We start from the raw sequence: 14,614 nt of genomic DNA, 5'->3' as shown, positions 1-14,614 counted from the left end.
ACTGATCTGGTTACTTCTGAACGGTCGTTTCTTCTGAACGGTCGCCCGATATTAGCGTAGCCTACCCTAACAAGTCTACGGGTTCGGGCCGACCCCCCTGTGGCGCCGCCTCATTGATCGGTGAGATAGCCCCCGCGCGTGAAGAATTCCGCGGCCGAATGTTCGGTACCGTCCGCGGTGCGAATCCGAGTGAGCACCAAGCCGCGGTTACGCCCGCGATGCGCCTCCGGACCACACACCACCGCGCCGCCGCCCTCCTGCACAATCACCCGACCGGGCGTGCCGCCGTAGCGCGCCTCCGAGACCGCCGCCTCGAGCACCTCGATCCGCTCACCGCGGTAGTAGGTGAACGCGCGCGGATACGGCTCGGACAGTGCACGCACGAAACGCTCCAGATCGACGGCGGACCAGGTCCAATCGATGCGGCTGTCCCGTTCGGAACGCTTGTGGAAGTAGGTCCGCTCGGATTTGCGCTGCGGCTTCCATTGCGCGGTACCGGATTCCAGGGCGTGCAGCGCTTCCTGCAGCGCGCCGGGGATGAGTTCCGTACCGCGCAACACCAATTCGGTGCCGGTATCGGTGGGTCCGATGGGCAATGAGCGCTGCACCAGGATGTCGCCGGTGTCCAAGCCCTCGTCCATTCGATGCACGGTCAGGCCCGTCTCGGACTCGCCGCTGATCAGCGCCCACAGCACCGGCGAGAAGCCGGTGAACTTGGGCAGCAGCGAATCGTGCAGGTTCAAGGTGCCGTGCAGGGGCAGGTTGTAGAGCTCGGCGGGCATCCAGGTGTACCAACTGTTCACCACGATGACATCCGGCTCGGCCCGCTTCACCAGGTCGATGGTTTCGGCATCGGCCCGTTCAGTCAGATGCACCGGGATGGCGTGCTCACGGGCGAGGTCCTCGACCGAATCCGACCAGATCCCCTTGTAGGAGTCCGCACTGGCCGGATGGGTGACCGCGAGCACGACCTCGTGCTCCGAATCGATCAGTGCCTGTAGCGTTTTGCGGCCCCAGGTCTGGAAGCCGAACGAAACGATGCGCATGAAAACCTCACGTAGATGTACTTGGGGATATCCGGGCCGAATCAGCCCAGTCGGGCGGCCGCACCCCGCCGCGCACCGACGACCTGACGCGCCGCGGCGGTACGCAATACCCGATCCGAAAGTTCGCCGAGGCAGCTGAGATTCGGGAAGCCGGGCCCCTGTGCGATGGCCGCCATATTCGGCAGATAGAGCTTCGCGTCCAGTCCGGAGACCGCCAGGTCGTAGCCGATCGAGGCCTCCAGCCTGGCCTGGGTCAGCGGACCTCCGACGGCGAGTTCCAGCAGGTCGGCGGCATCGGAATCGAAGAGCTCCAGGAACCACAGCGGCTGCCCGCCGGTCGCGTCGACCACCAGGTCGAAGTTCTGCACCAGATCCGGGCGACGGTCGTTGCGCAGGGTCACCGCCACGCCGTCGCCCTGTTCGGCGACCCGCACGACCCGCCCCTGCAGATGGTGCACGCGGTTGTCGCCGATGACGCTCTCCTGCACGCGAACCGAGAAGACGCCGCGGTCGGTGCGCCGGATGACATCGCGGCGCTCGTCCATGCTCAGCGCGTTCCACTTGGTCGGATCGCTGAAAAGCGCGTTTTCGAAATAGCTTTCGCCGCGGGTGTAGATGGTGGCCTTGGGCGTGATCACCGAGATGGTCAGCATGTCGTGGCGGACCAACTCGTCCAGCGCCGAACCAGCGGTTTCGCCGCCGCCGATCACCGCGACGCGCGAGGAGACCGGCAGCGCGCGTTTGCCCGCCAGATCCCAGAATTCGGCGATGCTGAGCACGCGGGGGTGTTCGGCCAGGGCTCGACCGCTGCGGCCAGGACCGGTGATCATCAGTGCGTCCGTGTCGATCTGGCTGATCACAGCAGTGTTGTTTCGAGCGACCTGCAAGCAGTCGCTAGCGGCGGCGTCGGTCACCGAAACCAGCCAGCCGTCGGCCGCCGCGGCAACGGAATCCACTGTCCCGAAAACCAATTCGAGATCGATCGCGCGGGCGACCCACTGCAGATATTTGGCCCAGACGTGGTGGTGCGGGCTCGGGCGGCCGCGGTCGATCCATTCGGCGTAGGTGCCGTGCTCGACCAGGAATGAGGTCCAGCTGTAGGCCATCATCGCCTCGTCGATGGCCCGGTTGTGCCCGCGCGCCCAGGTCGAGTGGTACGGGAACCCGATGTCCTTCTCCGGGCTGGTACCGAGCCGGTGTTGCCCGTCGGTCCAACCGCCGCTCGGCAGCCAGTTGCCCCCGACGGCATGCGCCTCGACGACGATCACGCGCGGGGCCGCGAGCCCCAATTTCCGCAGGACGTGCGCTTTTGCCGCCACCGCCAGGGCTTTCGGCCCGGCGCCGACCACCAATAGTGTGTCCACGGTTCTCCTGCGTTCGATCTGGGGCGGTAGCCAGGGTCACCTAACTTCCGACTTTTAGCTTTGCATAGGCTTACCTTATATTGCACTGTAGTGCCAGTCCTTGGACCCGCATCTCCCGGCAAACGAACGATTGGATGATCCGATGCTCAGCACCAGAAATAGGCCGGTGGCACGCCTTGCCACCGCGGCGTTCTCGCTCACCGCGGCCACCGTTATCGGCGCATTCGGCACCGCGGCCACCGTGGCCCCGGCCACCGCCGCGCCCATCGGCGCGCCGGTGCGGACCGCCACTCCCGGTCTCGGCGAGTTGAAGGCAAAGCTGCAACTGGTGCTGAACACCGGCGCTTCGCGCTCCGCCCGCGCGGCCGAACTCGAGGCGGGCGAGGCGGGCCTGAGCCTGGCCGACCAGGTCGGCAGCGTCATGGCCTCGGCCCCGCCGAGCTTCCGCTGGAATGTCCTGGGCCCGGTCAATGTCTCCGGCGACCTGCTCACCGCCCAGCTGACCACCGCCATCGACGGCTGGGACCCCTGGTACTTCGACCTGTCCTGGAAGCAGATCGACGGCGAATGGAAGCTGACCCGCGAGGCCGAATGCACCATCGCGAGCGTCGCGATGCTGCCCTGCAACCTGTAATCGCCTGCGATACGCGCGAGTTGGCCCCGAGGCGGATCACCGCCTCGGGGCCACACGCCCATTCGGAGTAGTTTCACCGAGCACCCCACGAGATCAGAGTGTGTTTAGGCTAACCTTATCTACATGGGTAGAGGTTTCGAAGGGTTGATGCTGAAGGCGTGGCGCGCCGAGGATTACCGGCTCACGGTGACCTCGACCGAGTACATCAGCGACAAATACATGCGGCTCGGATTCGAGGCGGGCGGACTGCTCGCCGATCATCCGGTGCATCCGACGCAGTGGGTGCGGCTGTGGATTCCGAATGGTGAGCGCGAACATCAGCGGGGCTACACGCTGGTCGATCCCGATCCGGACGGGAACAAATTCTCGATCGAATTCGCGGTGCACCACGGGCCCGCCTCGATGTGGGCGCAGAAGGCCGCCGTCGGGGACCAGATCGATGTCTCGGTGCTCGGCTCGGATTTCCAACTGCCCGACCCACTCCCGAGCGAGTTCGTCATCTTCGGGGATACCGCGTCGCTGCCCGCCATCAACTCCTTGCTCGACGCGATCGGCGATGTGCCCGCCCGGGTCTGGCTGGAATGGCAATACGAATCCGATACCGGGCTCCCGGTCCGCAATAAGCCGCACCACCAGGTGAAATGGGTGCAGCGGATCGATAACGGTCGGCTGCTGCGTGAGCAGGCCAACGAAATGGACTGCCCGAAGGACGCTTTCGCGTGGGTCGCGTGTGACGGCCACACCACGCGGTCGATCGTCAAGGCGCTCAAGACCACCCACGCGCTGCCGAAAACCGCCATCAAATACCGCGCATACTGGAAATAACACCCCGCCCGCACCGACCCGTGCGGTTCGCCGAGGGTAGTCAAATGGTCGTTCCTGATCCCCGCGCCAGCCACCTTTCGACTCCCCTCGGCAAGAAGCGGGGGCAGGGTCATCCTCGGGGATGAGCTGATTGCGACTTTGTGTGGACGCATCGGCAGCAGCCGATGCGCGATGCTGATGCTCGAATTGCCTCCGGGGGTCGGTGGCACGGAAGCGAGCGGGCAATGTCGGTCATCGATGCAGTTGTGTCCGCTGCCGCCATCCTTTTTGCGATGGTGGCGGCGGTATTTCCCAGGCGGGTCGCCTATGCGCTGCCGGTTGCGCTGCCGCTGTTGATATTCGGCTGCCTGGTCCAGTTCGTGCTGGAGGATTTCTACTGGCAGATGGTGCCGTGCTACCTGGCGATCGTGGCCGCGACGCTGCTCGTCTCCAGCCGATTGCGCCGGGCCGAGCCTGCGGTCACCGAACGGACGCGTAAGCGTCGAGTTCTCGCAGTCCTCGCCCCCGTGGCCGTCGGCCTGCTCGCCGTGCTCGCGATTCTGCCGTGGAGCATTCCGCCGGTCCCGACCCTGCCCGAGCCGACCGGCCGATACCGCATCGGCTCGGAGATCTTTCGCTGGATCGATGAGCAGCGACCGGAAACGTCAACCGATTCCACTGCTGATCGACGCAATGTCATTGTGCAGGCGTGGTATCCGACGGACGTCGAGTCGGCGCGGCAGTGGGTCTACATCGACGGGCAGGCCCGGCTGCCCGGCCGGGTGACGCAGATTCCGGGTTTCGTCATGCATAGCTACGGGCGAATCGATACCCACGCCTACGCCGACGTGCCGATCAGCGCGGAACGCGCACGCTGGCCGGTGGTGCTGTTCTCACCGGGATACGGCGCGCCCCGCGCGTTCTACACCGGACTCGTAACCGATCTCGCCAGCCGTGGCTTCGTCGTACTCGCCATCGACCATCCGTACGAGGTGGCGGTCACCGAACTCGCGGACGGCAGCGTCGCGACGCCGACCGATGACTTTCCCGAGAACGACGCGGACGGCGAGCGGTATATGAGCGAACACCTCCAGGTCCGTAGGGACGACCTGCGTTTCGTGCTCGATCAACTGGACCGGCCCGACGCTATCGGCGCACTCTCGGGTCGCCTTGATACCGATCACATTGCGGCGATCGGACATTCGTTCGGCGGCGCGAGCGCGGTCGCCGCCGCGGCCGACGAGCCCCGGATCGAGGCGGTGGCGAATATCGACGGCACCCTGTACGGAGAGCTGCCCGCCCTGAAACAGCCGTTCCTGTTGGTGGAGAGCGATCACTCGGAGACCGGTCATTCCGCGCAGTACCTGGACCGCAACCGCGACCTCATCCAGCATCTCCAAGCGACCGGATTCCGCTACGAAATCGCCGAGGCCAACCACTTCGGCTTCACCGATGTCCCACTATTTCTCGCCGCGCCTGCGCGATTCGCCGTCGCCCAATTCATCGGCGGTGCGCGCGGACCCGTGGATACGCAGCGTGCGGCCAACGATATTTTGGTCGCATTCCTCCAGAGTGGGGATATCCAGGCAGCAGCGGCCGGTCACCCGAATATCCACGGCGGGCCCGTTCCTTAGCCTGAATCCACTGACGTAATCGGGCCGTATACCCTCAACGACCAAGGCAACCAGGGGTTTCGGTTCAACTGGTGACGACCCGGGGCTTCCCACGCATGATTCCCTCTGGTGGAAGACACATTCAGTTGGTATGTACTGTCGGCACAGTCTCGCGCGGTGCGGGATTCGTGTGGTTCGGATTGGAGTCGACAAGTAGTGAATCAACGACTGGCCAAAGCTTTTGGTGTTGCCGCCCTCGGCATGGTGGCCACTGGACTATTCATTCCCCAGGCTGCCGCCCAGTCGGCCCCGAATCTCGCACCGGGTGTCGATTGCGAAGGGTTCCAATGTTCCAACAACACCAACGACACTTACCGCATCGAGTGGGACGCAATCTGTTTCAATCCCGGAACGGATGAGCCGAGGACAGTGGTTCGGACCCGTAAATGGGTACCCCCGCACGGGCACATCTTCATGGATGTGGGGTGTCCGTTCGGACGACTCCTGGGGCCCTGGGGGGAGGATTCGGATGGCCGTGTCCGTCACCCGCGTAAGCACCATGACGACCTCGTCCAGGGGTACGTGGTCGATGCGTATTACAAGGCAGCGCTGGTCGACAACCCAGCGCCACTCCCACTGCCGACCGGCTCAGCTGGCTGATCGCGCAGGATAGCTTCGCCGACCTGATCGACGGGCCTCTGGCGCATCTGCCCGCTCACCGGCACGCCACAGGCGCGGACAACCCAGAAACCTCATCGGTGGATCGAGGCTTAGACCGGTGCGGGCTCCAACCGCCAACCGGTGGCCCGCGAACGCTCGTTCCAGAAGTCGGCATACCGGCCGTCGAGCGCCAGAAGTTCGGCGTGCGTACCGCGTTCGACGATCCGGCCAGCATCGAGGAACAGGATCTGATCGGCATGTGCGATGGTGGCCAGCCGATGCGCTACGACGATTACCGTCTTATCCCTGGTGAGTTCATGCATCCCGCGCACCACGACCGCCTCGCTATGTGGATCCAGCGCACTGGTCGCCTCGTCGAGTAGCACGATCGGCGCATCCTTGAGCAGCGCGCGGGCAATCGAAACCCGTTGCCGCTCACCACCGGACAGCGTCGCACCGCCCTCGCCGACCGCCGTGTCGTATCCGTCGGGCAGCCGTTCGACGATTTCGTCCACCCTGGCCGCCTCGGCCGCGCGCTGCAGTTCGGCGTCGGTGGCATCGGGGCGGCCGATCCGAATGTTGTCCGCCACCGACTGATTGAACAAGTACACATTCTGGAAGACGAGCGAGAGCTGGTCCAGCAGCGTCTCCGACGGTTGCTCGCGCACATCGTGCTCGCCGACCACGACCCGGCCCGCCTCGACATCGTAGAAACGCGCCGCGAGCCGCAGCAATGTCGTCTTGCCCGCGCCGCTCGGCCCGACGATCGCGGTGGTGGTCCCGGCGGGCACCTCGAAACTCAGCTCCGACAGCACCGGCTCGCCCGGTCGGTAGCCGAAGGAGACATCATCGAAGACGACCGACGGCGCACCTGGTGTCACCGACGACTTCGCCTCCGGCAGTACGGGTTCGGCAAGCAGTCCGGTGACCCGGTCGGCGGCCGCCGCAGCCGACCGCAGCGCATTGCCCAGCTGCGCGGCCTGATTCAGCGGTTCGATGAACCGGGAGCTCACCGCGATGAGCGCGATCGCGGCCGCCGCCGAAACGGCGCCGTCGGTAACCCGACCCACCGCAATGTAGACCAGCACCAGGAACACGGCCTGCACGAACAGCGCGAACACGATCAGACCGGGCACGGAAGCGAACATCAACCGGGTGATCGCCGAGCGCTGCCGCGCCAGGGCGGTGTCGAGCGCCCGGTTGCCCGGTCCCACGGCACCGAAGGCGCGCAGCACCGGCTGCGCCTGCGCGAATTCGACCACCCGCGAATCGGCTTCGGCCGCCGTCTCGTGCATCCGCGCATCGGAGCGGGTGTACGCGCGATTGGCCAGACCGTTGACCACAAACAGCACCGGCGCGGCGAGCAGCATGGCGAGCGAGATCCGCCAATCGATGAACAGCATGCCGACCGCGACACCGAGCGGAACCACAATGCTGGTGAGCACCTTGGTCAGCAGATACGCGATCAGGCCCTGGATCTCACGCACATTCTCGACCACGATCCGCGACAGCGGCCCGGCACTGTGCGTCTCGAACCAGCCGAGCGGCATGGCATTCAGATGATCGCCGAGCCTGGTCTGCAGCGCGCGCTGCATGCCGACGCCGATGCGCAGACCGAGTACGGCCTGCAGATATCCGAACACGACGACCCCGGCGACCGCGACCAGCATCCACAGCGCCCAGAACCAGGCGCGACCGAGCTCACTGTCGAACAACGCCTCCAGCACCGGCACCAACAGCAGATACGCCGCCGCCTGGCTCAGCGCCTGAACGATGATGGCCGCCAACAGTTTCGGCGTCAGGTGGGCGAACTCCGCCGGAATCAGCCCGAGCACCTTGCGAATCATCGTGTCACCTCGACATTTTCGACCAGCGCGAGCGCGCCGAGCGCCGCCTCGTTGATTTCCCAGAGCCGCTGATAGGTACCGCCCGCCTCGCGCAGACCGGCGTGATCACCCTGCTCGACCAAGGATCCGTTCTCCAGCACCAGAATCCGATCGACTCCGGTGATGGTGTGCAGCCGATGCGCGATCACGAGCACGGTCCGACCCGCGACCAATACCGCGAGCGCATCCTGCACCGCGGCCTCGGACTCCGGATCGGCGAAGGCGGTCGCCTCGTCGAGGACCAGCACCGGAGTATCGGCGAGCAGCGCGCGGGCGATCGAAAGTCGTTGCGCCTCACCACCCGACAGCGTCGCATCGACGCCGATCTCGGAGTCGTAGCCGCGCGGCAGCGCCAGGATGCGGTCGTGGATCTGAGCCGCCCGTGCCGCCTGTTCCAGCGCGGCATCATCGGCGTCGGCTCGGGCCAGCCGCAGATTCTCGCGAATTGTGCCGCGGATCAAGCGCACATCCTGGAAGACGAATCCGACGGTGCGATAGAGCTCCTCGGTCGAGAAGTCGCGAATATCGCGGCCCGCAATGGTGATCCGCCCGGCCCCGACATCGTAGAAGCGCGGCAGCAGCTTCGCGAGCGTCGACTTACCCGACCCGCTCGGCCCGACCAGCGCGGTAATGGTCCCCGGCCGCAGCTCGAGGGCGATCTCGCGCAGCACTTGGTGATCCGAGCGATATCCGAAGCTCACGCCCTCGAACCGCACCACACCCGCGGCCGCCGGATCGGGAGCCGATGTCGCCTCGGGCACAGTCAATTCGGGCGTCTGCTGCAGTTCGTACAGGCGCAGCGCGGCCGCACCGGCGGCCCGTAGCGCCTGAGTTCCGTATCCGAGACCGAGCAGCGCACTGCCGAGCCCGAGGCCGACGAGCAAGAACGGCAATACATCCAGCGGCGCGACCCAATCCAGTCCCACCGCGGCGAGCCCGGCGACTACGACGACAAGCATTACGAAGACCGGCGTGACCACGATGTCGGAGGCCGACTGGATGCGAATGATCGGCATCTTCAACCGATTCAGGCTGTCCGCCTGCCCGTCCACCGCCTCCTGAAACACGGTGTGCGCCTTACCCGCTTGACCGAATGCGCGCACCACCTGGATGCCGTCGACGAATTCGATGGTGGCGTCCTGGGTGCGGCGCTCCCAGCGGGTATAGACCGCCATCCGATCGCGGCCGTCCTGATCCATCATCCGGCTGAACAGCACCATGTAGGCGATCAGCGGAATCAGCAGTGCCAGCGTCAGTCGCCAGTCGACGCTGACGAGGTAGCCGAGGGTGACCAGCGGGACGGTGAGCGCGCCGACGAACTCCAGTCGCGCATGCGCGACCAGATAGTGCAGCGCCTCGACATCGTCCTGCAGATACTTCTTCACCTCGCCGGAGGAGCGTTCACCGAACCAGCCGAGCGGCACCCTGGTCAGCTTGGCCGCCAACAACCGACGCAACGTCAACTGGTATCCGGCATCGACCAGATGCGACCAGGTCAGCGCCGCCGCCTGCAGCAGGCCGCGCGCGACGAGCACCACCACCGCGATCAGCAGCAGTCGCCACACCCGATCGGTATCCACCTGGTCGGCGAACAGTTCCCGGCAGGCGGCGACGATCAGCACGAACGGTACGACGGTGCCGACCGAGGCAATGGCGACGATGATGCCGGCGAGCGTCAGCGTGCGGCGCACGGGCGCAAGGATTTCCTTGCGCGCCGCGGCTTCCTGCTGCTTTCGCGCCTTCAGCACCGTCTTCGGCGGCCGGTTTCCGGTCTCCTCCACCGTCATCTGCCTCGCCCCTCTCGCCCCTTCGTGGAGCCTCTCGCCGGAATCGGCACCCATCTTCACACAAGAAGGGCCGCGAGGGTAGGTTAGGCTAAGTTATCTAGTGGTCGTTCCACCCGAGGTCGCGCCCGATCACCTCGAACAACTTCTCGTTCCACGGGCGATAGAACTCGTGCAGCCGGGCCACCGAATCCTCGTCGGGCTCCGGGAATTCGAGCGGATTGCGGTTCAAGACGTGATGACGGACCGGCTCGACGGCAAGCAGTCCGAGGAATTCATGGATGCCGCACACCGTCTTCGAGATATCGGCGAAGAAGTCCTCGGCGGTGACGATGTAGACGTTGTCCTTGTCGAACGCTTTGAGCCAGCGGACCACCGCATTGACGTAGACACCGGTGCCGAGCACCGGCATGGAGGGCAGTGTGGTCGGTGGCGGCGGCGCGGGGAACATCTCCAGCGCGTACCCGACGTAGTCGGCAAAGGTCCGGCCGTACGGCACGGCGCGCAGGCCGTCCTTGTTACTGAGGAACAGATCCCATTTGTAATGCGAGTAGGCGCGATCCACCGGATCGCGCAACATCATCACGATCTTGGCGTCCGGTCGGGCCGCACTGTAGTTGTCGATCAACGGAAGATCGTGCAGCAGTGGGTCGAAATGGCCCGCGAGCGCCTGGCCGGTACATCGAATCACCTCGGCCTTCTGCCGCTCCGTCGGGAAGAACGGACCCCACATGTGCGGGCAGCCGTGCCCGATCTCCTTGGTGAGCGGCGCCAGGATGCTCGGATGCTGCATGAGATAGCTGGCCAGGTCGGTGGTCCCGCACTTCAGCGCGCCGACGCAGGCGAAATCCGGGAGAACGCGCGGCCCACCGAAACGCCGCAACCACAGCCGGATCGGTGGCACTCTGCCGAAATAATGCGGCAGCGTCAGATAGCGAATTCCCAGCTGTGCAGTGCGCAACGGATGCCCGAGATAGCTCTCCCGGTTGTAACGGTGCAGTTGCCATTCTTCGAATACCGCGAGCCCTTTCGTGTATCTATCGGATGCATACTCTTGTGCGCTCGACGGCGCAACCCTTGTTGGCATTGGAACATCCCCTCGCACAATGATCTTCGCCGCAGAGCGCGCGGCGATCTACTTTCCGAACCAACCGCTAGGAATGGTTCGCCCGGCCACTGACACGCAATTCGAGGAAGCACATGTTTTACCTCCTGCCATCGATCCCGCTGCCCGCCGGGATTCGATTCGCGGATCACGTTAGCGCCGAGTTCATCCCGGCGTTACCGAAATCCCGGCTGTCGATACACAGACGACGACGCATCCCATCTGGGCAACTTCACAAGACCCGCCAACACGGGGGATGCGCCGCCGCACGCCGCTCGGCGGCCGAAATCCCGCACAGGGTAGGACACTTGCCGAGGAGCTCGATACGCAGTTCGCACAGTGGGATGTCGCCTCCGGCACCGATTTCCACGCCGAGGCACGAGCGATGGTGAGAAGTACGTTCCGCAGCGACCGATCGGGCGCTGCGGGAAACCGCCTGCCTACTCAATACCGAATGACCGGTTCTCTTACCGCACTTGGCAACACATCTTCGACGTGCCGGGGAAGCTTGCATGAACGGCATACCATCCCAGCAACTTTCGCGCACGAGCATTACTAGCTTATCCAGCTACCCAGACTGCGACTGCGATTGGAGTTCTGAAAATGTTTGTCACGACAATTATTTCGAATATCGGCGATTGCAGCCGTGATCCCGGCACCTTGACCGAGCAGCAGGCGCACCGGGCGATGCAGGTGCACCTGAATTGCAGTGTCGATAGCTGCAAGGTCCGCCGCCGCGCCCGGCAGACGCTGGTCGAGTCCCGGCGAATGGTGCTCGACGAACGCGCCGAGCCGTAGTCGTCCATGGCGTAACCGCGCCGCCCCGGAATCGACTGCACACTGTCGGCGTTGGCACAATCATGAGTTCCGATCGCTCCGCCACGCCCGTCGTCGACACCGCCACTGCATTCGGTGCCAGAGTCGCTGCCCGCCTGGAACGCGAGAATGTCATCTGGCTGACCACCGTCGGCCGCAGCGGAACACCACAGCCGAATCCGGTGTGGTTCCAATGGCGCGACGGTGAATTCCTGATCTTCAGCCAGGCCGATAAGCCGAAGTTGCGCAATATCGCCGGCAATTCTCGGGTGTCGCTACATCTCAACAGCACCGCGACCGGCGGCGACGTGGTGATTCTCACCGGCACCGCGCGAATCGACGAAGCCGGGCCGACACCGGCGGAAGTCGCAGCGTTCACCGAGAAATACACCGAGGGACTCGCCTCGCTTTCGACGACCGAGGAACAGTTCCACGCCGACTATTCGGTCACGGTGCGCATCACCCCGGATCGGCTGCGCGGATTCTGAGCCCGACCCGGCCGTGAGCTGGGGATTCGTCGCCGACTAAGGTCATCGGTAATGAGAAGGAGGCAGCAGCCGCCGTTGCCCAAGCGGCACGGCCTGGATCCGGCCCGGCTCCGCCTACCGGAGCAGGGCGATTGGGCGACCATTCGCGACCATCTGGTGGATCGGCTGCCTCGTGTCCCCGCCGCGCGCATCGATGAGCTGCTGGACGCGGGCGGGATCGTTGATCTATCCGGTCCGATCGCGCCGGACGCGCCGTATGCGCCGGGCGGCGCGGTCTGGTTCCATCGCGACCTACCCGATGAGACCGAAGTTCCGTTCGATATCCCGATCGTCTACCGCGACGACGATCTGCTCGTGGTGGACAAGCCACATTTCCTGGCGACGATTCCGCGCGGCCAGCACATTCTGCAGACAGCATTGGTACGGCTACGTCGCGAACTAGACCTACCCGACCTCATTCCGGCGCACCGGCTCGATCGCGTCACGGCGGGGCTGGTGCTCTTCGTGATCAATCCGGCCCGACGCGGGGCCTATCAGACGATGTTCCACAAGCGAACGGTGCGCAAGGTGTACGAGGCCATCGCCCCCTTCGATCCGGAGCTGACGCTGCCGCGCACAGTGCGCAGCCGGATCATCAAGGAGAAGCAGGTGCTCGCCGCGCAGGAGGTGGCGGGTGAGCCCAATGCGGAGACCTGGATCGAATTGCTCGAGCAGCGCGACGGACTGGGCCGCTATCGGCTGCGGCCGCTGACCGGGCGCACCCATCAGCTGCGGTTACATATGAACGGACTCGGCATTCCGATCCTCGGCGACGACTTCTATCCGGTGCTCACCGACAAATCTGTGCACGACTTCACTCGGCCCCTGCAACTGCTGGCCACATCACTCGAATTCACCGACCCGGTCAGCGGCGCAGCGCGCCGTTTCGACAGTGCGCGGACTCTGCAGGCATGGGCGGATCCGCAGGGGTGGCGGGGTCGGCATTAACGCCGACGGTGCGTAGCGCGAAACAGGATATGACCATGTTGATGACGCAAACCCCCGAAGCCGAATCCGTCGCGCCAGTTGCGGGCATCCGTACACTGGGCCGGGTGCTTCACCAGGACCTCGACGAAGCGGCACCACCCCGCCACAAACTGCACGCCTATCTCGACGTGGCCGTTGTGGTGATCGTCCTGGCCGGCACGAATCTGATCGCCCACTTCACCACCGCGTGGGCGAGCGTCCTCACCGTTCCGATCGCCGCCATGGTGCTGCTCGCGCTCATGCGCCGCCGCGGACTCGGCTGGTCCGAGCTCGGACTCGCACCGCGACACTGGCGACGCAGCACGCTTTGGGCGCTCGGCGCGGTCGGCTTGGTGCTCGCGGTGGTCGCGATCGGGGCGCTGCTGCCGATCACGCGACCGTTCTTCCTCGCCGACCGTTATGCCACCATCTCCGGCGCGCTCATCGCATCGATGATCGTCATCCCGCTGCAGACCGCGATTCCGGAGGAGCTGGCCTTCCGCGGCGTCCTACACGGCACACTCGACCGCGTCTACGGCGTCCGTGGCGTCTTCGCGGCGGGCTCACTGCTGTTCGGCCTCTGGCATATCGCCTCCTCCCTCGGCCTGACTGCCAGCAACCGCGGCCTGACCGGCTTCATCGGCGGCGGCGTGGCCGGTCAGATCATCGGCATCCTGCTCGCCGTTTTCGCCACCGCCGCCGCGGGCGTCGTCTTCACCTGGCTGCGCCGCCGCAGCGGCAGCCTCCTGGCCCCCATCGCCCTGCATTGGTCGGTCAACGGCGCAGGCGCATTGGCCGCCGCCATCGTTTGGCACAGCACCCTCACCTGACCCCGGATCGAGCGTAAGTTCCGAGCATGCCCCGTCGGACACCTCGGCATCAACGTCACCGATCTCACCGCGGCCCGGTCCTATTACGACGAGCTGATGCCGCTGCTCGACTACGCGCCGCTGCTCAGTGCGGCCGACCAATTCGCCTACTTGCCCGCCGACAACAAGCCCGGCACGTATATCTTCTTCTACCCCGCCGACGTCCCCGGCTACGTGCGCACCGCTCCCGGCCTGCAACACCTCGCCTTCATGGTCCGTACCCGCGCTGCTGTCGACCGCGTACACGCGTGGGCCACCACCCGAGGCGACGAAATCATCCACGCCCCACAAGAATTCCCCCAGTACCCGCCACCGTACTACGCCACCTTCTGGACCGGCCCCGACGGCATCATGCTCGAGGCGGTCTGCCACAAGAACGCCTGACGCCATAGGACCACAGGCCGTCCGATTCGCGCATTTGTTCGAGTTTTCGGGGTGCGCAGCATTGACCTCGGGCGGGTAGCGGTTTAATCTCGGTGCGATCACACATATGTTCGAGCATGTAGGTCTGCGTCGGTATGACACCTGCTCCTGGGAAGG

Annotated in this window: 13 protein-coding genes; 8 read left to right on the top strand and 5 right to left on the bottom strand. The window is 65.1% G+C overall.

Features of this window, described 5'->3' with window-relative positions; all coding sequences use genetic code 11:
- Nucleotides 1-110: 110 nt before the first annotated feature.
- Nucleotides 111-1,046: a methionyl-tRNA formyltransferase gene (locus OIE68_RS36180; protein ID WP_327095417.1), complete on the bottom strand. Its 936-nt coding sequence runs from the start codon at nt 1,044-1,046 to the stop codon at nt 111-113.
- A gap of 41 nt (nt 1,047-1,087) precedes the next feature.
- The gene (locus tag OIE68_RS36175) at nt 1,088-2,410 is read right to left on the bottom strand and encodes a SidA/IucD/PvdA family monooxygenase (RefSeq protein ID WP_327095416.1); all 1,323 of its coding nucleotides are present in this window, start codon (nt 2,408-2,410) and stop codon (nt 1,088-1,090) included.
- A 142-nt stretch (nt 2,411-2,552) separates the two neighbouring features.
- On the opposite strand from OIE68_RS36175, the gene OIE68_RS36170 reads away from it, so the two are divergent.
- The 3 genes from OIE68_RS36170 to OIE68_RS36160 all read left to right on the top strand — a co-directional run bounded on the left by OIE68_RS36170 (nt 2,553) and on the right by OIE68_RS36160 (nt 5,482).
- Nucleotides 2,553-3,044, top strand: a complete 492-nt coding sequence (locus tag OIE68_RS36170; protein ID WP_327095415.1) for a hypothetical protein — start codon at nt 2,553-2,555, stop codon at nt 3,042-3,044.
- Nucleotides 3,045-3,167: 123 nt separating this feature from the next.
- Nucleotides 3,168-3,869 carry a siderophore-interacting protein gene (locus OIE68_RS36165; RefSeq protein ID WP_327095414.1) on the top strand — a complete coding sequence of 234 codons (702 nt, stop codon included), beginning with the start codon at nt 3,168-3,170 and terminating at the stop codon, nt 3,867-3,869.
- A gap of 224 nt (nt 3,870-4,093) precedes the next feature.
- Entirely contained in the window at nt 4,094-5,482 is a 1,389-nt protein-coding gene (locus OIE68_RS36160) for a dienelactone hydrolase family protein (protein WP_327095413.1), read from the top strand.
- Between the two features lie 749 nt (nt 5,483-6,231).
- Here the strand turns inward: OIE68_RS36160 and OIE68_RS36155 are convergent.
- The 3 genes from OIE68_RS36155 to OIE68_RS36145 form a co-directional block, all read right to left on the bottom strand.
- A complete protein-coding gene (locus OIE68_RS36155) occupies nt 6,232-7,968 on the bottom strand; it encodes an ABC transporter ATP-binding protein (RefSeq protein ID WP_327095412.1) in 1,737 nt (578 codons plus the stop codon).
- Nucleotides 7,965-9,794: an ABC transporter ATP-binding protein gene (locus OIE68_RS36150; RefSeq protein WP_327095411.1), complete on the bottom strand. Its 1,830-nt coding sequence runs from the start codon at nt 9,792-9,794 to the stop codon at nt 7,965-7,967. The genes OIE68_RS36155 and OIE68_RS36150 overlap by 4 nt, the downstream gene beginning before the upstream one ends.
- Nucleotides 9,795-9,891: 97 nt before the next feature.
- Nucleotides 9,892-10,878 (bottom strand): sulfotransferase domain-containing protein, encoded by a 987-nt coding sequence (locus OIE68_RS36145; protein WP_327095410.1) that lies wholly within the window; start codon nt 10,876-10,878, stop codon nt 9,892-9,894.
- Nucleotides 10,879-11,499: 621 nt separating this feature from the next.
- Between OIE68_RS36145 and OIE68_RS36140 the strand changes: the two genes are divergently transcribed.
- The 5 genes from OIE68_RS36140 (at nt 11,500) to OIE68_RS36120 (ending at nt 14,458) form a co-directional block, all read left to right on the top strand.
- Nucleotides 11,500-11,694, top strand: a complete 195-nt coding sequence (locus OIE68_RS36140) for a hypothetical protein (protein WP_327095409.1) — start codon at nt 11,500-11,502, stop codon at nt 11,692-11,694.
- 62 nt (nt 11,695-11,756) lie between these two features.
- The gene (locus OIE68_RS36135) at nt 11,757-12,200 is read left to right on the top strand and encodes a TIGR03667 family PPOX class F420-dependent oxidoreductase (RefSeq protein WP_327095408.1); all 444 of its coding nucleotides are present in this window, start codon (nt 11,757-11,759) and stop codon (nt 12,198-12,200) included.
- Nucleotides 12,201-12,251: 51 nt separating this feature from the next.
- Entirely contained in the window at nt 12,252-13,187 is a 936-nt protein-coding gene (locus OIE68_RS36130) for an RluA family pseudouridine synthase (RefSeq protein WP_327095407.1), read from the top strand.
- A gap of 35 nt (nt 13,188-13,222) precedes the next feature.
- Nucleotides 13,223-14,035, top strand: coding sequence for a lysostaphin resistance A-like protein (locus OIE68_RS36125; RefSeq protein ID WP_419150614.1), 813 nt, complete (start codon nt 13,223-13,225; stop codon nt 14,033-14,035).
- Between the two features lie 6 nt (nt 14,036-14,041).
- Nucleotides 14,042-14,458 (top strand): VOC family protein, encoded by a 417-nt coding sequence (locus OIE68_RS36120; protein WP_327101949.1) that lies wholly within the window; start codon nt 14,042-14,044, stop codon nt 14,456-14,458.
- Nucleotides 14,459-14,614 lie beyond the last annotated feature (156 nt).

Source organism: Nocardia vinacea, assembly GCF_035920345.1.
Taxonomy (GTDB): Bacteria; Actinomycetota; Actinomycetes; order Mycobacteriales; family Mycobacteriaceae; genus Nocardia; species Nocardia vinacea_A.
Note: the sequence above shows the minus strand (reverse complement) of the source record. Positions and strands in the feature narration are given on the sequence as shown.